Source organism: Iodidimonas sp. SYSU 1G8, assembly GCF_039655775.1.
Taxonomy (GTDB): domain Bacteria; phylum Pseudomonadota; class Alphaproteobacteria; order SMXS01; family SMXS01; genus RI-34.
The window spans coordinates 742,376-763,869 of the sequence record NZ_JBBYXJ010000001.1 but is presented as its reverse complement, the minus strand read 5'-3'; the positions used below and the strand labels follow the sequence as shown (position 1 = coordinate 763,869).

Annotated in this window: 18 protein-coding genes; 14 read left to right on the top strand and 4 right to left on the bottom strand. The window is 62.8% G+C overall.

Going from position 1 to position 21,494, the window contains the following annotated elements:
• Positions 1–3: 3 nt before the first annotated feature.
• A complete protein-coding gene (locus tag WJU17_RS03760; protein WP_346326001.1) occupies positions 4–510 on the bottom strand; it encodes an energy transducer TonB in 507 nt (168 codons plus the stop codon).
• Between the two features lie 154 nt (positions 511–664).
• On the opposite strand from WJU17_RS03760, the gene dnaE reads away from it, so the two are divergent.
• From dnaE to fabZ, 13 genes are all read left to right on the top strand, one after another.
• Entirely contained in the window at positions 665–4,099 is a 3,435-nt protein-coding gene (gene dnaE, locus WJU17_RS03755; RefSeq protein WP_346326000.1) for a DNA polymerase III subunit alpha, read from the top strand.
• 4 nt (positions 4,100–4,103) lie between these two features.
• A complete protein-coding gene (locus WJU17_RS03750; RefSeq protein ID WP_346325999.1) occupies positions 4,104–4,862 on the top strand; it encodes an NUDIX hydrolase in 759 nt (252 codons plus the stop codon).
• A 155-nt stretch (positions 4,863–5,017) separates the two neighbouring features.
• Complete coding sequence (rpsB, locus tag WJU17_RS03745; protein ID WP_346325998.1) at positions 5,018–5,827, top strand: 30S ribosomal protein S2; 810 nt, start codon at positions 5,018–5,020, stop codon at positions 5,825–5,827.
• Positions 5,828–5,914: 87 nt separating this feature from the next.
• Positions 5,915–6,838: a translation elongation factor Ts gene (gene tsf / locus WJU17_RS03740; protein ID WP_346325997.1), complete on the top strand. Its 924-nt coding sequence runs from the start codon at positions 5,915–5,917 to the stop codon at positions 6,836–6,838.
• 149 nt (positions 6,839–6,987) lie between these two features.
• On the top strand, positions 6,988–7,707 hold the full coding sequence (gene pyrH, locus WJU17_RS03735) for a UMP kinase (protein ID WP_346325996.1): 720 nt from the start codon (positions 6,988–6,990) through the stop codon (positions 7,705–7,707).
• Positions 7,708–7,716: 9 nt separating this feature from the next.
• Positions 7,717–8,280 carry a ribosome recycling factor gene (gene frr, locus WJU17_RS03730; protein WP_346325995.1) on the top strand — a complete coding sequence of 188 codons (564 nt, stop codon included), beginning with the start codon at positions 7,717–7,719 and terminating at the stop codon, positions 8,278–8,280.
• A gap of 3 nt (positions 8,281–8,283) precedes the next feature.
• Positions 8,284–9,021 (top strand): isoprenyl transferase, encoded by a 738-nt coding sequence (locus tag WJU17_RS03725; protein ID WP_346325994.1) that lies wholly within the window; start codon positions 8,284–8,286, stop codon positions 9,019–9,021.
• Between the two features lie 27 nt (positions 9,022–9,048).
• Positions 9,049–9,861 carry a CDP-archaeol synthase gene (locus tag WJU17_RS03720; protein WP_346325993.1) on the top strand — a complete coding sequence of 271 codons (813 nt, stop codon included), beginning with the start codon at positions 9,049–9,051 and terminating at the stop codon, positions 9,859–9,861.
• The gene (locus tag WJU17_RS03715; RefSeq protein ID WP_346325992.1) at positions 9,854–11,032 is read left to right on the top strand and encodes a 1-deoxy-D-xylulose-5-phosphate reductoisomerase; all 1,179 of its coding nucleotides are present in this window, start codon (positions 9,854–9,856) and stop codon (positions 11,030–11,032) included. The genes WJU17_RS03720 and WJU17_RS03715 overlap by 8 nt, the downstream gene beginning before the upstream one ends.
• Before the next feature lie 27 nt (positions 11,033–11,059).
• Complete coding sequence (rseP, locus tag WJU17_RS03710; protein WP_346325991.1) at positions 11,060–12,148, top strand: RIP metalloprotease RseP; 1,089 nt, start codon at positions 11,060–11,062, stop codon at positions 12,146–12,148.
• 39 nt (positions 12,149–12,187) lie between these two features.
• The gene (gene bamA, locus WJU17_RS03705; RefSeq protein WP_346325990.1) at positions 12,188–14,515 is read left to right on the top strand and encodes an outer membrane protein assembly factor BamA; all 2,328 of its coding nucleotides are present in this window, start codon (positions 12,188–12,190) and stop codon (positions 14,513–14,515) included.
• Complete coding sequence (locus WJU17_RS03700) at positions 14,515–15,099, top strand: OmpH family outer membrane protein (RefSeq protein ID WP_346325989.1); 585 nt, start codon at positions 14,515–14,517, stop codon at positions 15,097–15,099. The genes bamA and WJU17_RS03700 overlap by 1 nt, the downstream gene beginning before the upstream one ends.
• A 121-nt stretch (positions 15,100–15,220) precedes the next feature.
• Complete coding sequence (gene fabZ, locus WJU17_RS03695) at positions 15,221–15,694, top strand: 3-hydroxyacyl-ACP dehydratase FabZ (RefSeq protein WP_346325988.1); 474 nt, start codon at positions 15,221–15,223, stop codon at positions 15,692–15,694.
• Positions 15,695–15,772: 78 nt separating this feature from the next.
• On the opposite strand, the gene gltA is transcribed toward fabZ, so the two are convergent.
• Together gltA and gltX are read right to left on the bottom strand one after the other, a co-directional pair.
• Positions 15,773–17,071 (bottom strand): citrate synthase, encoded by a 1,299-nt coding sequence (gltA, locus tag WJU17_RS03690; RefSeq protein WP_346325987.1) that lies wholly within the window; start codon positions 17,069–17,071, stop codon positions 15,773–15,775.
• Between the two features lie 39 nt (positions 17,072–17,110).
• Positions 17,111–18,541, bottom strand: coding sequence for a glutamate--tRNA ligase (gene gltX, locus WJU17_RS03685; protein ID WP_346325986.1), 1,431 nt, complete (start codon positions 18,539–18,541; stop codon positions 17,111–17,113).
• 118 nt (positions 18,542–18,659) lie between these two features.
• On the opposite strand from gltX, the gene WJU17_RS03680 reads away from it, so the two are divergent.
• On the top strand, positions 18,660–20,798 hold the full coding sequence (locus WJU17_RS03680; protein ID WP_346325985.1) for a ComEC/Rec2 family competence protein: 2,139 nt from the start codon (positions 18,660–18,662) through the stop codon (positions 20,796–20,798).
• Here the strand turns inward: WJU17_RS03680 and lexA are convergent.
• Complete coding sequence (gene lexA, locus WJU17_RS03675; protein WP_346325984.1) at positions 20,792–21,484, bottom strand: transcriptional repressor LexA; 693 nt, start codon at positions 21,482–21,484, stop codon at positions 20,792–20,794. The genes WJU17_RS03680 and lexA overlap by 7 nt on opposite strands.
• Between the last annotated feature and the right edge of the window lie 10 nt (positions 21,485–21,494).

Sequence of the window (21,494 nt, the reverse complement as noted above, 5' to 3'; positions counted from 1 at the left end):
GGCTCAGGGGGCGTAACCGTCGCCGCCTTCGATGTTCATCGGGACGAAAGGGAGGCCAGGATCGCCGTTGAGCGTTCCAGGAAAGTCCTCTGCCCGCATTTCCATTACAGGCCCGCCCTGGCCTCGGAGCTCGAAAACCACACGAAAATGGTGCGGACTTTCGACAGGTTTTCCGTTTTTTGTACCAGGCTCAAACGTCCATTTTTCAGCTTCCGCAATTGCGGCCATGTCGAGTGATCTGAAGCCGCTGCTTTCTCCCACGACGATTGTCGAAGGATCAACGCTGCCATCGACCCTCACGTTGAATTTCAATATAACTGCTCCTTCTTCGTTATTGAACACTGAGGAAGCGGGGTAATCGGGTTGAGAAATAGGACTTTTCGGTTTCTGCGCTGGGTAGGTTATAACTGTCAAATCTGACTGTGAGCTTGTGATTTGTTCTGACTGGGCAGAAGCAGGTAACTGTAAAGCGGTTAAAAGTGAAATTATTAAAGGCCGTGCAGATCCCATCAGGCAACCTCATTCAGGTATTATCTCGTCACCTTCTCATATGTATGCTCATATGTTCAACCCTATGAGCTACCTTCGAGGTCACCGCGACCGATTGTCCGCACATCGCCAACCCGGTATTGTTGATTCTGGTTTCCCGGTATAGGACGAGGCATTGGCAGATTTCATCCATCTTCGGGTCCATTCGTCCTACTCGCTGTCGGAAGGCGCCATCCATCTCAAGGCGCTGACCAAGCTGTGCGCCGCGCACAGGATGCCGGCGGTGGCGGTGACCGATACCGGGAATCTGTTCGGCGCGCTGGAGCAGTCGGTGCTGCTGTCGGAGGCCGGAATCCAGCCGATCATCGGCTGCATCGTCCGCGTCGCCTATGCCCAGGCGGCGCTTGGCCAGACGGCGGCCGACGCCGCGCCCGTCGTGTTGCTGGTGCAGAACGAGACCGGCTACCGCAACCTCATAAAGCTGGTCAGCCGCTCGTTCATGGAGTCCGACGCGACCTCGGAACCGAAGGTGATGCTTGACGCGTTGCTGCAGGCCAATGAGGGGCTGCTGCTGCTGTCGGGCGGCCCGGAAGGACCGCTCGGGCGATTGGTTCAGCAGAATCAGGCCGCCGCCGCCGAGGATCTGGCCAAGCGTATCGCCGAGGCGTTCCAGGGCCGCACCTATATCGAGATCCAGCGCCACATGCAGGATGACGAGCAGCGCACCGAAGGTGCGTTTCTCGACATCGCCTACCGGCTCGACCTGCCGCTCGTCGCCACCAACGACGTCTATTTCGCCAAGAAGGACATGTACGAGGCCCATGACGCGCTGCTGTGCATCGCGGGCGGCGCCTATGTGGGACAGACCGAGCGACGCCGCGTGACGCCGGAGCACTATTTCAAGTCGGCTGAAGAGATGAAGGTGCTGTTCGCCGACCTGCCGGAAGCGATCGACAATACGGTGGTGATCGCCCGGCGCTGCGCCTTCATGGTCAGCACCCACAAGCCGATCCTGCCGAAATTCTCCCGCGACGGCGACGAGGTCGAGGAACTGCGCCGGCAGGCGCGCGAGGGACTGACGCTGCGTCTGGAACAGGTCGTGTTCCAGGACGGCTTCACGGCCGAGGATTACGAGAAGCGGCTCGAATTCGAGCTCGACGTCATCATCCGCATGGGCTTCCCCGGCTATTTCCTGATCGTGTCCGACTTCATCAAGTGGGCCAAGGATCACGACGTGCCCGTCGGACCGGGACGTGGTTCGGGCGCCGGATCGGTCGCGGCCTGGGCGCTGCAGATCACCGATCTCGATCCGCTGCGATTCGGGTTGCTGTTCGAGCGCTTCCTGAATCCCGAGCGCGTGTCGATGCCCGATTTCGACATCGATTTCTGCCAGGAAAAGCGCGGCCAGGTCATCAGTTACGTGCAGGACAAGTACGGCTTCGATCAGGTCGCGCAGATCATTACCTTCGGCAAGCTGCAGGCCCGCGCGGCGCTGCGCGACGTCGGCCGCGTGCTGGAAATGCCGTACGGACAGGTCGACCGGCTGTGCCGCATGGTGCCGAACAATCCTGCCAAACCGGTCACGCTGGCCGAGGCGATCGCCGGAGAGCCGAGACTGCAGGCCGAGCGGGACGGTGACCAGGCGGTCGCCCATCTGCTGGAGACGGCGTTGAAACTGGAGGGGCTCTACCGCAACGCGTCGACTCACGCGGCCGGCGTGGTGATCGGCGACCGGCCGCTGGACGAATTGGTGCCGCTCTATCGCGATCCGCGCTCGCCAATGCCGGTGACCCAGTTCAACATGAAGTGGGTCGAGCCGGCAGGGCTGGTGAAGTTCGATTTCCTCGGCCTGAAGACGCTAACGGTGATCGAGCGCGCCGTGCGGTTCATCCGGCGGCGCGGGATCGAGATCGATATCGCGCGGCTGCCGCTCGATGACGAGAAGACGTTCAGGATGCTCGCGAAGGGCGACGCGGCGGGTATCTTCCAGCTTGAAAGTTCGGGCATGCGCGACGTGCTCAAGACGCTCAAGCCCGATTCCTTCGAGGACATCATCGCGCTCGTGGCGCTGTATCGCCCCGGTCCGATGGACAACATCCCGACCTATGTGAAGCGCAAGCACGGCGAGGAAGCGCCGACCTACATGCACGACTGGCTGCGGCCGGTGCTGGAGGAGACCTACGGCGTCATCATCTATCAGGAACAGGTGATGCAGATCGCCCAGATCCTGGCCGGCTACAGCCTGGGGCAGGCCGATCTGCTGCGCCGCGCCATGGGCAAGAAGAAGCAGGAGGAGATGGACGCCCAGCGCGCCAGCTTCGTGCAGGGCGCATCGGCCAAGGGCGTCGATCCCGAACAGGCCAGCTTCATCTTCAATCTCGTGGACAAGTTCGCCGGCTATGGCTTCAACAAGAGTCACGCGGCGGCCTATGCGCTGGTCGCCTATCAGACGGCCTGGCTGAAGGCGAACTACCCGGTCGAGTTCCTGGCCGCCTCGATGTCGCTCGACGCGGGCAATACCGACAAGCTGAACATGTTCCGCCGCGAGCTGGAGCGGCTGTCGATTCCGCTTCTGCCGCCGGACATCAACAAGTCGGGCGTGGAGTTCGAGGTCGAGGATCTGGGCGAGGGCCGCTTCGGTGTTCGTTATGCGCTCGCCGCCGTCAAGAATGTGGGCACGGGCGCCATGGAAACCCTGGTCGCCGAGCGGGAGAAGGACGGAGCATTCCGCGACCTGAGCGACCTGTCGCGGCGGCTCGATCCGCGCCAGGTCAACAAGCGGCAGCTGGAGAATCTGGTCCGGGCCGGCGCATTCGATTGCCTCAATGGCAATCGCGGCCAGTCCTTCGAGGCGGTCGAGACCGTGCTGCGCCACGCGACCGCCGCCGCCAACGAAAGGGCGTCGAGCCAGGTCGGCCTGTTCGGCGGAGCGGCGGGCGGTGACGTGGTGGCGCTGAAGCTGCCGACGGTGCGTGACTGGTCCACCATGGAAAAGCTCTCGCACGAGTTCGATGCGGTCGGCTTTTTCCTGACGTCGCATCCGCTCGATGCCTACAAGCGCGCGCTGACGCAGCAGAACGTGCTGGTCTGGTCCGAGGCGCATGCGCGGATGCTGACCGGCATGACCGGCTTCCGGCTGGCCGGCGTGATCTCGCGGGTCCAGGAGCGCAAGTCGCAGAAGGGCAAGCCCTACGCCTTCGTCGAGCTGTCCGATTCCAGCGGGGCGTTCGAGGTGATGTTCTTTTCCCAGCAGCTCTCGGCCAATCGCGACATGCTGGAGGTGAACAAGGCCGTCGTGCTGACCGTCGAGGCCAGAATGGAGAACGATGCGCCCAAGCTGGTCGCGCAGTCGATGCAGTCGGTCGATGACGTGGTGGCGCTGGCCGGGACGGGACTGCGGCTGGTCATCGACGAGGAAGCGCCCTTTGATATCGTGCGCCAGATTCTCGAGACCGGCGGGCGGGGCAAGGGTTTCGTGCACGTCACGCTCAACCTGCCGGAGATGAGCAGGCAGGTTGAGTTGACGCTTGCCGACCGATACAAGATATCGCCCAAGCTGCGGGACAGCCTCGAAGTGATCCCCGGCATTCTCGAAGTTCAGGAAATCTGACGCCATGACCGACAAGATCCCGATGGCCGCCACGGTCATGCTGCTGCGCGACCGTGACGACGAGATGGAAGTGCTGATGGTGCAGCGGCACCGCAACATGCAGTTCATGGGCGGCGCGCTGGTGTTCCCTGGCGGCAAGCACGATCCGGCCGATGCCGACGCGGCCGTGTGCGCGACCTGCACCTCCGAGGACGTGGCGCTGCGTATCACCGGGATTCGCGAGGTTTTCGAGGAATGCGGCGTGCTTCTCGCCCGTGAAAAGGGCACCGGCGGTTTCGTCGGCGACGCGCACCGCGACCAGATCGCGGCCCGGCATCGCAAGAAGCTGGAAAAGGGCGAGATGAACATGGTGCAGCTGGCCGAGGCCGAAGGCATCGAGTTCTGCACCGAACTGCTGGTGCCTTTCGCGCACTGGATCACGCCGACGGGCGCGCCGCGCCGCTACGACACCTGGTTCTATATGGTGCGGGTGCCGGAAGACCATATCCACGCCCATGATGGCGGCGAGTCCATCGATTCGGTCTGGATCAGCCCGTCCCAGGCGCTCGCCGACGAGGCCGCCAAACTCCGCGAGATCACGTTCCCCACGCGCATGCAGCTCGCCAAGCTGGGCCGCAGCAAGACGGTGGACGCCGCGCTGGACGCGGCTCGCCAGTCGACGATCGTCACGGTCCTGCCCGAAGTCATCGACGGCAAGATTCAGATCCCGCCGGAAGCCGACTACGACATGGTTCGGCAGGATGAGCGGCCGGGGCCGAAGTAACCCCAAATCCCTTGCATTTGATCATCTCTCGGGCTATTTGACCGCCCATCACTCACGCGGGGCACGGTCAGGTGTGTTGCCTGATCGGTCCGGTGTCGGCGGAAGCCGGCTCTCATCCTCGCGGCGGACAAACCGGTAAAGTAAGGATAGCAGCAATGGCTCTGCCCCAGGTTTCTATGCGCCAGCTTCTCGAAGCAGGCGTTCATTTCGGTCACCAGACGCACCGTTGGAACCCCAAGATGGGTCCGTACATCTTCGGCGCGCGCAACAAGATCCACATCATCGATCTGTCGGAAACGGTTCCCCTGATGAACCGCGCCCTGCTGGCCATCCGTGACATCACGGCCGGCGGTGGCCGCGTGCTGTTCGTCGGCACCAAGCGCCAGGCCGCCGAAGTGGTCGCCTCGGCCGCGCACAAGTGCGGCCAGCATTACGTCAATCACCGCTGGCTCGGTGGCATGCTCACCAACTGGAGCACGATCTCGCAGTCGATCCGTCGCCTGAAGCAGCTCGAGGAAGAGATGAATGGCGGCGAGAGCAGCGGTCTGACCAAGAAAGAGCGTCTGAGCCTGCACCGCGAGTATGAGAAGCTCGACCGTTCGCTCGGCGGCATCAAGGACATGGGCGGTCTGCCCGACCTCCTGTTCGTGATCGACACCAACAAGGAATCGATCGCCATTCAGGAAGCCAACAAGCTCGGCATTCCGGTCGCGGCCGTGGTCGACACCAATTGCAACCCGGACGGCATCGATTTCCCGATCCCCGGCAATGACGATGCCAGCCGCGCCATCCACCTGTACTGCGACATGGTCGCCGCGTCGGTGCTCGAAGGCATCCAGCGCGAACTGGTCCAGGGCGGCGTGGATATCGGCGAGTCCGAAGCGCCGGTCATCGACGAGCTGCCCGAGCCCGAGGCCATCGCCTCGGCCGAAGGCGAAGCGCAGGCCGAAGCCACCAACGGCTAAAGCCGCCGCCTTCATCCAGTCGTAACGGGGGCCGTCTAAAACGGCCCCCATTTGTCACTGAATACCCGTTCGTTGGAAGGAAGAACCATGGCTGAGATCACCGCTGCTCTCGTTAAAGAGCTTCGCGAGAAGACCGGCGCCGGCATGATGGATTGCAAGAAGGCGCTGACCGAGAATTCGGGCGACCTGGAAGCATCGATCGATTGGCTGCGCCAGAAGGGTCTTGCCGCCGCGGCGAAGAAGTCCGGCCGCGTGGCTGCCGAGGGTCTGGTCGGCATCAGTGTCGGCGGCAAGGCCGGCGCGGTGGCGGAAGTCAATTCCGAAACCGATTTCGTCGCCCGTAACGAAACGTTCCAGTCCTTCGTCAAGACCGTCGCCGATCTGGCGCTGGCCAATAATGGCGATCAGGACGTGGTGCTCGCCAGCGGTTACCCGAACGAGACCCGGACCGTGGCCGAGCAGCTGACCCACCTCGTCGCCACCATTGGCGAGAACATGGCGATCCGCCGGATGGCCAGCCTGAGCGTGAGCCAGGGCGTTGTCTCGAGCTATGTCCACAACCCGGTCATCCCGGGCCTGGGCAAGATCGGCGTCATCGTCGCGCTGGAATCGGCCGGCGATACAGCCAAGCTGGATGCGTTCGGCAAGCAGCTCGCCATGCATATCGCCGCCGCCGCGCCGCAATCGCTTTCGACGGACGATCTGGATCAGGAGCTGGTCGCCCGCGAGCGTCAGGTGCTGGTGCAGCAGGCGCGCGAGTCCGGTCGTGCGGAAGACATCATCCAGAAGATGGTCGATGGCCGCATGCGCAAGTTCTATGAAGAAGTCGTTCTGCTGTCGCAGACCTTCGTGATCGATGGCGAAAGCAAGATCGAGAAGGTCGTCGCCGACCTGGCCAAGAGCCTCGGTACCGAGGTGAAGGTAACCGGTTTCGTCCGCTTCGTGCTGGGCGAGGGTATCGAGAAGGAAGAGGGCGACTTCGCGGCCGAAGTCGCCAGCCTTGCCGGCTGATTCCTGTTTGCCGCGCTCCCCCGCGGGGCGCGGCAATTTCGACATATAGCTGCAATACGGGCTACATAAGCCCAGCCGAGTTGTTGTAAGGTGCGCCGCCGAGTTTGGCGGCGCGGCCTGCCGCGCCATGACGCAAGAAGGGGAATGCTTTGGTAACGCCAAGTCCATACCGCCGCATCCTGCTCAAGGTGTCCGGCGAGGCCTTGATGGGCGACCAGTCCTACGGCATCGATCTTGCCACGGTCGACCGTATCGCCGATGACGTAAAGCGTGTCGTCACCGCCGGGACCGAGGTCTGCCTGGTGATCGGCGGCGGCAACATCTTCCGCGGCCTGTCCGGCGCCGCTCAGGGCATGGACCGTGCCAGCGCCGACCAGATCGGCATGCTGGCCACCGTCATGAACGCCCTGGCCATGCAGAACATCATGGAAAACAAGGGCATGGCGACCCGGGTTCTGTCCGCCATCCCGATGTCCAGCGTCTGCGAACCCTACATCCGTCGCCGGGCGATCCGGCACATGGAGAAGGGAAGGGTGGTGATCTTCGCGGCGGGCACCGGCAATCCTTTCTTCACCACCGATACCGCGGCCGCCCTGCGCGCGGCCGAGATGCGGTGCGACGCCCTGCTGAAGGGGACGCAGGTCGATGGCGTCTATTCCGATGATCCCAAGAAGAATCCGGACGCCATCTACCATACGCATCTGAACTATCTCGAGGTCCTGTCCAATGATCTCAAGGTGATGGATGCCTCGGCGGTTTCGCTGGCCCGCGAAAACGACATTCCGATCCTTGTTTTCTCCATTCAGGAGCCGGGCGGCCTGACACGGGTGCTGTCCGGCAAGGGCACGTTCACGACCATAGGTAAATAGGAGCCGAACATGGCTGAGGAAGACGTAGACCTGGGCGACATCGAGCGCCGCATGCAGGGCGCCGTGGAAGTTCTTGCCACCGAGTTTGGCGGTTTGAGGACAGGCCGGGCCTCGGCCTCGCTGCTCGACCCCATCGTCGTCGATGTCTACGGATCGGCGATGCCGATCAACCAGGTCGGCACGGTCAGCGTGCCGGAATCCCGCATGATCAGCGTGCAGGTCTGGGACCGGGCCAACGTCTCGGCCGTCGACAAGGCGATCCGCAATTCGGGTCTGGGCCTCAATCCCGCCGTCGACGGCACGCTGGTGCGTATACCGATTCCCGAGCTCAACCAGGAACGGCGCGCCGAGCTGAGCAAGGTCGCCGGCCGTTATGCCGAGCAGGCGAAGGTCGCGGTCAGAAACGTGCGGCGCGACGGCATGGATCTGTTGAAGCGGCTCGAAAAGGGCGGGGATATCAGTCAGGATGATCAGAAGCTGTATGGCGATGAGATCCAGGACATGACCGACCGCATGGTGAAACGCATCGACGAGATGTTGGCGAGCAAAGAAAAGGACATCATGCAGGTCTGACGCATGCTCGATGTCTCGCCCAAGCAGGAGTACGGCATCACGCCGACGCACATCGCCATCATCATGGACGGCAATGGACGTTGGGCGCAGTCGCGCGGCTTGCCGCGCATCGCCGGACACCGACAAGGCGCCGAAGCGGTTCGCCGCTCCGTCGAGGGATGCCGCGAACTGGGTGTCGCCTACCTGACCCTGTTCGCCTTCTCGTCCGAGAACTGGAAGCGGCCCGCGTCGGAAGTCGATGACCTGATGGGGCTGCTTCGCCTCTATTTGCGCCGCGAGATCAATGATCTGGCGCGCAACGGCGTCCGGTTGAAGATCATCGGCGATCGCAGCCGGCTTTCGGTGGACATCCGGGCGCTGATCGAGGAATGCGAGCAACGGACAGCGCTCAATTCCGGCCTCACCCTGACGATCGCCGTCAGCTATGGCGCCCAGGCCGAGATCGTCAGCGCGGCCCGCGCCATCGCGGCGGCGCACAAACGTGGAGAACTGTCGCTCGACGACGTCACGGAAACGACCTTTTCCGGCTTTCTCTATACCGGTGGCTTGCCCGACCCCGATCTGGTGATCCGGACCAGCGGCGAGCAACGGCTGAGCAACTTCATGCTCTGGCAATCGGCCTATGCCGAGTTGCTGTTCATGGATGTGTTCTGGCCCGATTTTGACAAGCAATGCCTGGTGTCGGCCATTGACCAGTTCAATGCACGCGACCGGCGCTATGGGGCGACATCGAGTTCCTGAGGGAACTTCGCGGCAGGGAACACCGGATTGCCAAAGCGTTTACTCGTCCGTACGGCTTCGGCACTGGTCATGGCACCCGTGGCGCTGGGTGCGGCTTGGGCGGGCGGCTGGTGGCTCGCCGGCCTGCTGGCGCTGGTCGGCACCTACGCGACGATCGAATGGAACCGGATGACATCGTCCGCGCACGCCGCGCTCAGCATCCTCAACGCCGTCGTGTTCATCCTTGCCGGAATTTCCTTCGTCGGCCAGGGCGTGGCGGTCGCATTGCTGTTTCTCGGGGCAGGCGCATCGCTCGCCGTCATCGTGGGCATCTTGACGCGGACCGGTCCGTTGTGGCCCGTCCTGGGGCTGCTGTATCTGGGCAGCGCCATGATCGCTTTGCTCTGGATTCGCGAGTTCGCCGGCTGGGTGAGCGTCCTGTGGCTGTTCGTGATCGTCTGGGCGACCGACATCGGAGCGTATCTGTCGGGCTCGCTGATCGGCGGTCCCAAGCTCGTGCCGCGGATCAGTCCGAACAAGACCTGGGCGGGCCTTGTCGGCGGCTGCATGCTCGCCGCGATCCTGTCATCCGCGCTGCTGTTCTGGCACGGCGAGGGATGGGCGCGGGCCGTCCCACTGGCACTTCTGGTCCTGCTCGGGTTGCTGCTGGCTGTTGGGTCACAGGTGGGCGACATCGTCGAGTCCTGGATCAAGCGTCACTTCAAGGTCAAGGACAGCGGCACGCTCATTCCCGGGCATGGCGGAATCCTCGACCGCATCGACAGCCTGGTCTTCATCGCCCCTTTCGTGGCTGTGTCATTGTTTCTGATAGGTGAATACGGTATCCCGCTCAATGGCTGAACCGCTCAACAACAACGCATCCCGTCCGCGTACCCTGTCCCTGCTGGGGTCAACCGGCTCGATCGGGCTCAGCACCCTTGATCTGGTGGCACGTAACCTGGACGCCTACGACGTAGTCGCGCTGACCGCGCATTCCAACGTTACCCTTCTGGCGCAGCAGGCGCGGCAGTTTCAGCCGCGCGTGGTCGCCATCGGCGATCCGGCGAAATATCAGGACCTGCGGGACGCGCTCGCCGGCACCAACATCACCGTGCTCGCGGGACCCGAAGGCCTCGTGGAAGCCGCCAGCTATCCGTCCGACTGGATGATCGCGGGGATCGTCGGCGCCGCCGGGTTGGAGCCCACACTGGCGGGCGTGCGGCGAGGCGCGACCGTTGCCCTCGCCAACAAGGAATGCCTGGTGTGCGCCGGTGAACTCTTCACCAAGGAAGTCACCCGATCGGGCGCGACGCTGTTGCCGGTCGACTCCGAGCACAACGCCATCTTCCAGGTGTTCGACTTCGACCATCCCGAGCGGGTGGAAAAGATCATCCTGACCGCCTCTGGCGGACCGTTCCGAACCTTCACGCTCGAGGAAATGTCGCGCGTCACGCCCGCGCAGGCGGTCAAGCATCCAAACTGGTCCATGGGCGCCAAGATCTCCATCGATTCGGCGACCTTGATGAACAAAGGGCTGGAGGCCATTGAGGCCTTTCATCTATTTCCCGTGTCTGTCGAGCAGATCGAGGTTCTTGTCCATCCGCAGTCCGTGATCCATAGCATGGTCTCCTATGTGGATGGCTCCGTCCTGGCGCAGCTGGGTTCTCCGGATATGCGCACCCCGATCGCCCACGCGCTGGCGTGGCCCGACCGCATGGAAACCCCGGTTACCCGTCTCGATCTGGGCTCGATCGGCCGGCTGGACTTCGAGGCGCCGGATCTTGAGCGGTTTCCGGCCCTTCGGCTGGCGCGCGAAGCCTTGCAAAGCGGGGGTGGCGCTCCTACTATCCTCAACGCAGCCAACGAAGTCGCCGTGGAGGGTTTTTTGCAGGAGCGAATTGCCTTCCTGGATATCCCGAAGATCGTGCAGGATGTGCTTGAGCGGATGGGTTCTTGTCCCCTTCGCGGATGGGATGATCTCGCGGAAATCGACAGCGAAGCGAGATCGCGCGCCACTGCCATGTTCGGCTGAGTTTCCCTCGGTGCAGTAAAGAGAGCGATGGACATCTTATCCATAGGTATCGCAGCCGTATCGTTCGTTGTCGTCTTCTCGGTCCTCGTGTTCTTTCACGAGCTGGGGCATTTCTGGGTCGCCCGCCGCTTCGGCATCCGGGTTGATGTGTTCTCCATCGGTTTCGGCCCCTCGCTCTGGAGCCGTAAGGATCGCCACGGCATCGAATGGCGAATTTCGGCTGTTCCTCTGGGCGGTTACGTCAAATTCTTCGGAGACGCCAGCGGAGCCAGCAACCAGAACAGCGACATTCAGTCCCTGTCGGAAGAGGACAAGCGGGACTGCTTCCATTTCCGCCCGCTGCATCAGCGCGCGCTCGTCGTGGCGGCGGGTCCGATCGCCAATTTCCTGCTCGCCTTTGTCATCTTCACCGTCATGTTCATGGCCGTAGGGCAGCCCTATACGCCACCTGTCGTCGACAAGGTGGTCGCCGGATCGCCGGCTGAAGCGGGCGGTCTCAGGACGGGCGACAGGATCCTGAACGTGGGGGCTTTCGAGGTCCAGACCTTCGAGGAGGTCGCGAACCTGATCGCGATGAACCCGGGCAAGGAACTGAGCATGCGGGTCGAGCGCGATGGCGAGGTGATGGTCTTTGCCGCGACGCCCGCCACGTTCGAGCGCAATTCCATGAAGATCGGCCAGCTCGGCATCACCAGCACCGGACGCGAGACGGTCCAGCGCGGTCCGCTGGAAGCGCCGGTCTACGCCGTGAGGCAGATTCGCGACGATGTGGTCATGATTCTGCACGTGGTCGGCGAGATGCTGCGAGGCGAGCGGTCTGTGAAGGAGCTGGGCGGGCCGCTGAAGATCGCCGAGGTATCCGGTGAAGTCGCTCAGGTAAGCCTTGTCGCGCTGGTCATGCTGGCCGGCATGCTCTCGGTGAATCTGGGCCTTATCAACCTGTTTCCGATTCCCATGCTGGACGGCGGGCATCTTCTCTATTATGCCTTTGAAGCCGTTCGCGGCCGCCCGTTGGGCGAGAAGGTCCAAGAGTACGGATTCCGTGTGGGAATGGCTCTCGTGCTGCTGTTGATGGTCGTTGTCACGTTCAACGACGTCAGCAGCTGGATACCCTGAAGTCAATCAAGAGCATAGCAGAGATGGTCGAGTAACGAGATGCGGCAGTATTCGTGGAAGTCGTGGCTGCTCGCCGCAGCTCTGGTGACCGTACCGGCGGCTGGGCACCCTGTGCTCGCCCAGACGGGCGGCGTCGTGTCGGCGATCAGGGTTGAAGGCAATCAGCGTATCGAGCCGGACACGGTCCGGTCCTACCTGCTTCTGGCGCCGGGCGACCGGTACCAGGCCGATGTGGTCGATCAGTCGCTGAAGCGTCTCTTCGGCACCGGACTTTTCGCCGATGTCAGGATCGAGCTGCAGGGCAGCGTTCTCGTCGTGTCGCTGGTCGAGAACCCGATCGTCAATCGTATCGCCTTCGAGGGAAACAAGAAGCTCGAGGACGACAAGCTCCGCCAGGAGCTGCAGATCAAGCCGCGTACGGTGTTCACCCGGGCGAAAGTTCAGGCCGATCTGCAGCGGCTGATCGAACTCTATCGTCGGTCCGGCCGTTTCGCCGCGACGGTCGAGCCGAAGATCATCGAACTGCCCCAGAACCGCGTGAACCTGATCTATGAGATCACCGAGGGCGAAAAGACCACGGTGCGCCGCATCAACATCATCGGCAACGAGAAGTTCTCGGATGGTGACCTGCGCGGCGAAGTGGCGACCAAGGAAGCCCGTTGGTGGCGCTTCCTGACCTCCAACGATACCTATGATCCGGATCGGTTGCTGTACGATCGCGAACTGCTGCGCCAGTACTACCTGCAGCGCGGCTTCGCGGATTTCCGGACCATCTCCGCCGTGGCCGAACTGGGCCGCGACCGCGAGGACTTCTTCATCACCATCACCCTCGAAGAAGGCCCGATCTACACCGTCGGCAAGGTCGACGTGGAGAGCGAGATCGAGGACGTCGACCCCGAGCAGCTGAAGCACCTAGTGCTGACGCAAGAGGGCGAGAAGTACAACGCGCAGGAAATCGAAAAGACCGTCGAGGCGATCACCGAGGCCGCGGGCAAGGCCGGTTATGCCTTCGTCAACGTGCGTCCCAAGATCACGCGCGACAAGGAAAACCGTGTCATCAGCATCACCTACCGTGTGCTGGACGCGCCGCGAGTCTATGTCGAGCGCATCGACATCGTTGGCAACGTCCGGACCCTGGACAAGGTGATTCGGCGCGAGTTCCGCCTGGTCGAAGGCGACGCGTTCAATACCGCCAAGCTGCGCCGGTCGCGGACCCGCGTGAAGGGTCTGGGCTATTTCGAGGAAGCGGAAATCGATCAGGCGCAGGGCAGCTCGCCCGACCGCGTGGTCCTGACCGCCACCGTGCAGGAACAGTCGACCGGCGAACTCAGCATCGGTGCCGGCGTGTCGTCCAGTGAAAGCCTGATCGGCGAAGTCAGTATCCGCGAGCGCAACCTGCTCGGCAAAGGTCAGGATCTGCGTGTATCGCTGGCCGCCTCCGGCCGCCGCCAGCAGATCGATCTCGGCTTCACCGAGCCGTACTTCCTCAATCGCAATCTGGCGGCCGGCTTCGACCTGTTCCACCGGCGCGTCGACTACAAGGAATCGTCGTTCACTCAGGCCTCTAGCGGTACCAATCTGCGCGCCGTGTTCCCCATCACCGAGTATCTCTCGATGGGTCTGCGCTATCAGTTCCGCTATGACGATGTGACCGATCAGCAGCAGCTCATTCAGTCCGTCTACATCGATGAAGGCACGTTCTTCACCTCGTCGGTCGGCTATACGCTGGCCTATGACGTGCGCGACGACCGGATCAAGCCGACCCGCGGCTTCAACATCGTCCTGTCCCAGGACGTGGCCGGCCTCGGCGGCAATACGCGCTATCTTCGCAGTCGCCTGAACTACGACTGGTACTATCCGCTGCTGTTCATCGGCGAGGATTGGGTAGCCAACATCTCGCTCGAGGCAGGCCATATCTTCGGCCTCGGTCAGGACATCCGGATCAACGAGCGCTACTTCCTTGGTGGCAGCCGTCTTCGCGGCTTCGAGCAGGCAGGCGTCGGCCCGCGTCTCGTAAGCACGGATGACGCACTGGGCGCCAATACATTCTTCGCCGGCTCCTTCGAGGTCTTTATTCCCTTGGGGGCGGTTGAAGAGTTTGGTATTACAGCGAGCGCGTTCGTTGACTTCGGTACCCTCTATGGCTTGGACGGGGTTACGAATGGCAGCATCTGTAAGACGGATGACAAGGGCGTAACCACGTGTGAGTCTGTGCTTTCTTCGGGCAGCATCCGCATGTCAGCCGGTATTGGTTTCTCGTGGAAATCGCCTTTCGGACCTATCCGCTTTGACTTCGCCAAAGCCATTCGCAAAGAGAGCTTTGACGAAACGCAGTTCTTCCAATTCAACGTCGGGACCAGATTCTAATGAAAAACCGGAACTTCACGCGTACTGGGCTGGCGGTGATCGCCGCCATGTTCGTGTTTTGTGCTAGCACCAATGTCTTCGCGCAGGAAGCTGCGCCAGCGAAGATCATCGTCGTCAATCTTGGGGAAGTAATCAGCACTTCGATGGCGGGCAAGGAACTCATCCGCCAGGGCAAGACCTACGGTTCGGAGATCGAGGCGGACAACGCCAAGAACGAACAGCAGGGCCGCGAGTTCGAAGCGGAGATCCGCCGGCAGGAAGCCGTTCTCGCCAAGGACGCGCTCCAGGCGAAGGCTCAGGAATATCAGCAGAAGTACATGAATTCGCGCGCGGCCATTCAGGATAAGGCCAATCGCGTCCAGACCGCTCTGAGCAATGCGGAAAAAGACATCATGGCGGCTCTGAACCCGATCTATCAGCAGCTGCTGACCAAGTACAATGCCAACATGGTTGCCGAAAGCCGCATGTTCCTGGCCACGGGCCAGGTCATCGACGTGACGCGTGAAGTGATCCAGAAGCTGGATCAGTCCATGCCGACCATCAAGGTCAACGTCCCGGCGGCCAGCGCGGCACCCAAGCCGTAACGTCCCGATACCAACGGGGAATTTTGAAAGTCCCTCGCGAGCCTCTCGCGGGGGACTTTCTCTTTGTTCAGCATCTGCTATTAAAGGCCACCAAATTCGTCAGGCGGAAAGGGCAGCGGGCATGAACGGGTTCATCGGGGAAGAGATCGTCGCCACCTTCGATCTGGAGCGCATCAAGCGCCTTATCCCTCATCGTTACCCCATGCTGCTGGTCGACAAGGTCCATGTGCTCGAACGTGGCGAGCGCGCCATCGGCATCAAGAACGTGACCGCCAACGAACCGTTCTTCATGGGCCATTTTCCCGAGAAACCGGTGATGCCCGGCGTTCTGATCATCGAAGCGCTGGCGCAGACCGCGGCCGTTCTCGCCATGGACATCCTGCTGTCCGACGAGGAAGAGGCGCTGGTCTATCTCACTTCCGTCGATAACGCGAAATTCCGCCAGCAGGTGGTGCCGGGCGATCAGCTCCATCTGCATGTGCAGAAGGAAAAGGCGCGCTCGTTCCTGTGGCGTCTCGCCGTACAGGCCAAGGTCGACGGCAAGGTCGTCACCGAGGCGTCGCTGTCGGCGGTGATCGAGAAGCGTCCGCGCTGACCATTACCGGCCACGCAGCGCATCCATTAAAAAAGGCGGCCATCGAGGCCGCCTTTTTCATGATAGGGCGCCTGCCGCCTATTTGCGGTCTTCGATGGGCACATAGGCGCGCTGCGGGGCGCCCATGTACAGCTGGCGCGGACGGCCGATCTTCTGCATCGGGTCCTCGATCATCTCGTTCCACTGGGCGACCCAGCCGACGGTACGGGCGACGGCGAACAGCACGGTGAACATGCTGGTCGGGAAACCCATGGCGCGCAGGATGATGCCCGAATAGAAGTCGACGTTCGGGTACAGCTTCTTCTCGACGAAATAATCGTCCTCGAGGGCGATCCGCTCCAGCTCCATGGCCAGCTCGAGCAGCGGATCGTCCTGCTTGCCGAGGGCGCCGAGGACCTCATGGCAGGTTTCCTGCATCACCTTGGCGCGCGGATCGTAGTTCTTGTAGACACGGTGGCCGAAGCCCATCAGGCGGAACGGGTCGTCCTTGTTCTTGGCCTTCTTGACGTATTCGGCGACGCGGTCCTTCGATCCGATCTCCTCGAGCATCAACAGCACCGCTTCGTTGGCGCCGCCATGGGCGGGCCCCCACAGGCAGGCGATGCCAGCGGCGATGCAGGCGAACGGGTTCGCGCCCGACGAACCGGCAAGACGCACAGTCGAGGTCGAGGCGTTCTGTTCGTGATCGGCATGCAGGGTGAAGATGCGATCCATGGCGCGGGCCAGGATCGGATTCGGCGTGTAGGGCTCGGCAGGCACGGCGAACATCATGTGCAGGAAGTTTTCCGCGTAATTCAGGTCGTTGCGCGGATAGACGAACGGCTGGCCCGCCGAATACTTGTAGGCCATGGCCGCGATGGTCGGCATCTTGGCGACCAGACGATAGGACGCGACCATCCGCTGGTGCGGGTCGTTGATGTCCGTGCTGTCATGATAGAAAGCGGAGAGGGCGCCGACGACGCCGCACATGACGGCCATGGGATGCGCATCCCTGCGGAAGCCGCGGAAAAATTCGCGCAGCTGCTCGTGCACCATGGTGTGATAGGTGATGCCGCGAACGAAATTCGCGCGCTGTTCCTTGTTCGGCAGTTCGCCGTAGAGCAGCAGATAGCTGACTTCCTCGAAGTCCGAATGGCGTGCGAGCTCTTCGATCGGATAGCCGCGATGGAGCAGGACACCCTCGTCACCATCGATATAGGTGATCTTCGACTGGCAGCTCGCGGTCGAGGTGAAGCCGGGATCGAAGGTGAACACGCCCGCATCGCCATACAGCTTGCGCACATCGACCACGTCCGGGCCGAGCGTTCCTTCGAGGATCGGCATCTGGACCGACTTTTCACCTACCGACAGTTTTGACACTTTTCCATTTTCAGCCATCTGCATTCCCCTGTCTGTCCGGCGGCCCCTTGTGCCGTCTCATGCGTTCATCTGATCAGCGATGCGGGCCAGGCTCTCGTCGCGCCCGAGCACCGCAAGAACATCGAATATACCGGGCGAGGTGGTGCGCCCGCAAAGCGCCGCGCGAAGCGGCTGTGCGATCTTGCCGAACTTTATCCCTTCGGCCTCACTCATTTGTCTCAGTTTCAGGTCGAGAGCCTCGGCATGCCACTCCGGCACGGACCTTAGCCCCGAATAGGCGTGACCCAGGATCGTCTGGGCTTCCGGGTTATCTAACAACGTCCGGGCCTTCTCGTCCACCTTCAGAGGGCGTTCTGCTGCGAGGAAGAGGGCGGCGTCCGCGAGTTCGACGAGGGTCTTGGCCCGTTCCTTCAGACCAGGCATGGCGAGGAAGATACGACGCCGCGCCGCGTCATCAAGTTTCCGCTCCAGCAATGATTCCACCAGCGGCACGGTCAGATCGGCGAGACGCGCGTCATCGGCCTGACGCAGGTAATGGCCGTTGAGATTCTCGAGCTTGGCGAAATCGAAGCGCGAGGCGGACCGGCCGACGCCGCCGAGATCGAACCATTCGATGGCCTGTTCGGTCGAGATGATCTCGTCGTCGCCATGGCCCCAGCCCAGGCGCAGCAGGTAGTTGCGCAATGCCTCTGGCAGGTAGCCCATGTCACGGTAGGCTTCGACGCCAAGGGCGCCGTGGCGCTTGGACAGCTTGGCGCCGTCCGGACCGTGAATCAGGGGAATATGGGCGAAAACGGGGATGTCCCATCCCATCAGGTCGTAGATGTGGAACTGACGGAACGCATTGGTGAGGTGATCGTCGCCGCGCACCACATGGGTGATTCCCATATCGTGATCGTCGACGACGACCGACAGCATGTATGTGGGCGTGCCGTCGGCGCGCAACAGCACCATGTCGTCCAACTGGCCATTGGCGATCCGCACGGTACCCTGGACAGCATCATCGATAACCGTATCGCCGTCTTGCGGGGTTCTGAGGCGGATGACCGGAGAAACGCCGGCGGGCGCATCGGCCGCGTCGCGGTCGCGCCAGCGTCCGTCGTAGCGGATCGGGCGCCCTTCGGCTCTTGCCTTCTCGCGCATTTCGGCCAGCTCCTCGACCGAGGCGTAGCAGCGATAGGCCTTTCCGGATTCAAGCAGACTGTGCGCGACCGCCGCATGACGCGCGGCGCGGGTGGACTGCAGCACGATCTCGCCGTGATGATCTAGGCCAAGCCAGTCAAGGCCGGCGATAATGGCGTCGATGGCGGCCTGCGTGGAGCGTTCCCTGTCCGTATCTTCGATTCGCAGGAGAAACTGGCCGCCATGGTGGCGGGCGAACAACCAGTTGAACAGGGCGGTGCGTGCGCCGCCAATGTGCAAGTATCCCGTCGGAGAGGGCGCGAAGCGGGTTACGACGGAAGTCGGGGGGCTGGACGAAGGGGTCACGGAACTCCTGACGGACAGGGTAATAGACGAGCGCGCTGCCGCAGCGCAACATGGTTCTACCACGAAGGTGGCGACGGTGAAACTATCACGCGTGACTTTTGGCTAAGTTTGTCCGGCCATGGACATGCGGGAGATCGTTAAGAAGATTTCGAAAGCAAATTCATATAGATGGAACCTGTTATTGAACTCGCTTCTTGACTGGATAAAGCGGGACTCCGAGCAAGAAAGGGACCGTTGGGTTCTCTGGATGCCGGTGCTCGGCGGCGTCGGCATCGCGGGCTATTTCGCCGCTCCGGTGGAGCCCTCTGTTTTACTGACGGTAGCGGGTCTGGCGGCCTCCCTGGCGCTGCTTTGCATCACGGGGCGACGGTACCGAATGGCGGCTGTCGCGCTCCTGTGCGTCATGCTCGGATTCGCCGCGGCGGTGCTGCACGCCCGGTGGTCCGAAGGGCCCGTCCTTGACCGTGAGACACGCACCCTTCATCTGAGCGGCAGGATCGACAGGATCGAGCGCTTCGGTGAACGGGATATCCGTCTCACCCTATCGCAGGTCGAGATCGCCGGATGGACAGCGGCGGCGATGCCCGTCCGCGTGCGCATCGGCGTGCGGACGAGGGGCGACGATGCCCGGCCCGGCGACACCATCACGGTGCGGGCCCGGCTCTTGCCGCCAGCTGGCCCCAGCGTGCCCGGGGGCTATGATTTCGGGCGCCAGGCATGGTTCGAGCGGATCGGCGCGGTCGGCTATGCGATCGCCCCTGTCCGGATTGCCCGCCCCGCCGGCTCGGAGTGGGGATGGTGGCGGGTCGCGCGGTTTCGCGATGATCTGGGACGCCGCCTGCTCGCCCAGACCGGCGGCGATACCGGCGCCATGTCGGTCGCACTGGTGACCGGCGAGCGCGCCGCCATCACCGAGGAGACGCTGGAGCAGCTGCGCATCGCCGGGATTGCCCATCTTCTGGCCATTTCCGGAATGAACATCGCGTTGATGACCGGGTTCGTCTTCGTGGTCGTCCGCTTTCTGCTGGCGTGCGTGCCCGGCTGGGCGCTGCGCTATCCCATCAAGCAGTGGGCCGCCATCGCGGGGCTGATGGCCGGTGCGCTCTATCTGATGGTCAGCGGCGCCGCCATTCCGACGCAGCGCGCGTTTCTCGCCTCATCCATCGTCTTCATCGGCATTCTTCTCAACCGGATCGCCATCACCATGCGGCTCGTCGCGATCACGGGCGGTCTGCTTCTACTGATCGCGCCGCAAAGCCTGCTGAACGTCAGCTTCCAGATGTCGTTCGCCGCTGTCGTCGCGCTGGTGGCCATCTACGAAAAGGCCCGTGTCGGCGGCTGGCTGATCTCGAGCGGCGGCCTGGTCCGCAAGGCATGGATCTATCTGGTCGGCGTCGCGGTCACCAGCCTGGCGGCAGGCGCGGCGACGGGCTTCTTCGCGGCGTATCATTTCAATAATTTCGCCACCTATGGACTGCTGACAAACATGATCGCCGTGCCGCTTATGGGGGTCTGGATCATGCCCTGCGTGTTGGCCATCTTCATCGCCCTGCCATTCGGCCTCGAGGGAATCCCGCTGCGCGGGGTCGAATGGGGCGTCGAGCTTACCTTGCACGTCGCTCGCTGGGTCGCGGCGTTGCCGGGAGCGGATATCAGAGTGCAGGCCATGCCGGTGATCGCCATGCCTCTGGTCGTATCGGGCGGGCTTTGGCTGCTGCTCTGGACACGGAGCTGGCGGTGGCTGGGGCTGCTGCCCATCGCCTGCGGCGTGCTCGCGATTCTGGTCTCGCGCGGGCCCGAGATGCTGGTCGACGAGAAGGGCAAGATGGTCGCCATCAGAGGCGCGGACGGCAGGATGGCCGTAATTGGCGGCGGCAGGAACTCGTTCGCCCGGGAAACCTGGCTGCGCCGCGACGCGCAAAAAGACGAGGAGACGCAAAAGCCTGAAGGATTATCCTGCGACAGTCTCGGGTGCGTTTACCGGACGCCGGGCCATGATGTCATCGCCCTTGTCCAGCAGGGCGATGCGCTGGCCGAAGACTGCGCCCGGGCCGACATCCTGATCAGCGCGGTCCCGACCTTCTGGCGCTGCCGCGGCCCGGCCGTCGTGATCGACCGGTTCGATCTCTGGCGCGGCGGCGCGCACGCCATCTGGTTCGACGATGGCGTCTATCGGGTTCAGAGCGTCGCGGCGGAGCAGGGAACGCGGCCGTGGTCGCTCTACGCGCGGCGGGTCGGGAAGCCGGGAGATCAGTAGCGCCGGAGCAGGCCGACGAGACGGCCCTGAATCTTGACCCGATCCGGCCCGAAAATCCGCGTTTCATAGGCGGGATTGGCCGCTTCGAGGGCGATGGACGCGCCCTTGCGGCGCAGCTTCTTGAGCGTCGCTTCCTGGTCGTCGACCAGCGCCACGATGATGGTGCCGTTATCGGCGCTGTCGCAGCGCTCGATGATGACGGTGTCACCGTCGAGGATGCCGGCCTCGATCATGGAATCGCCCGCCACTTCCAGCGCGTAATGTTCCCGGCTGCTCAGCATGCCGGCCGGGAATCCGACCGTCCTGTCGTGACTCTGCAGCGCCTCGATGGGGGTGCCGGCCGCGATCTTGCCCCACAGCGGCATCTCCACGACGCCGTTGGCGTCCGCCACCGCGCCGACAAGCGCCTCGGGGCGCCGCTTGAAATTGGGTTCGATCACGTTGCTGCGCGGCTTCTTCGGCGCGACCTTGGCTTCGGGCAGCCGCAGGACCTCGAGCGCGCGGGCGCGGTGGGCGAGCCGCCGGATGAAGCCCCTTTCTTCCAGCGCGGTGATCAGCCGGTGGATACCGGACTTGGATTTCAGGTCGAGCGCTTCCTTCATTTCCTCGAAGGAGGGAGAGATCCCGGTCGCCTCGAGGCGCTCATGAATGAACGTAAGAAGTTCGTGCTGCTTGCGCGTGAGCATGGGGCCTCCC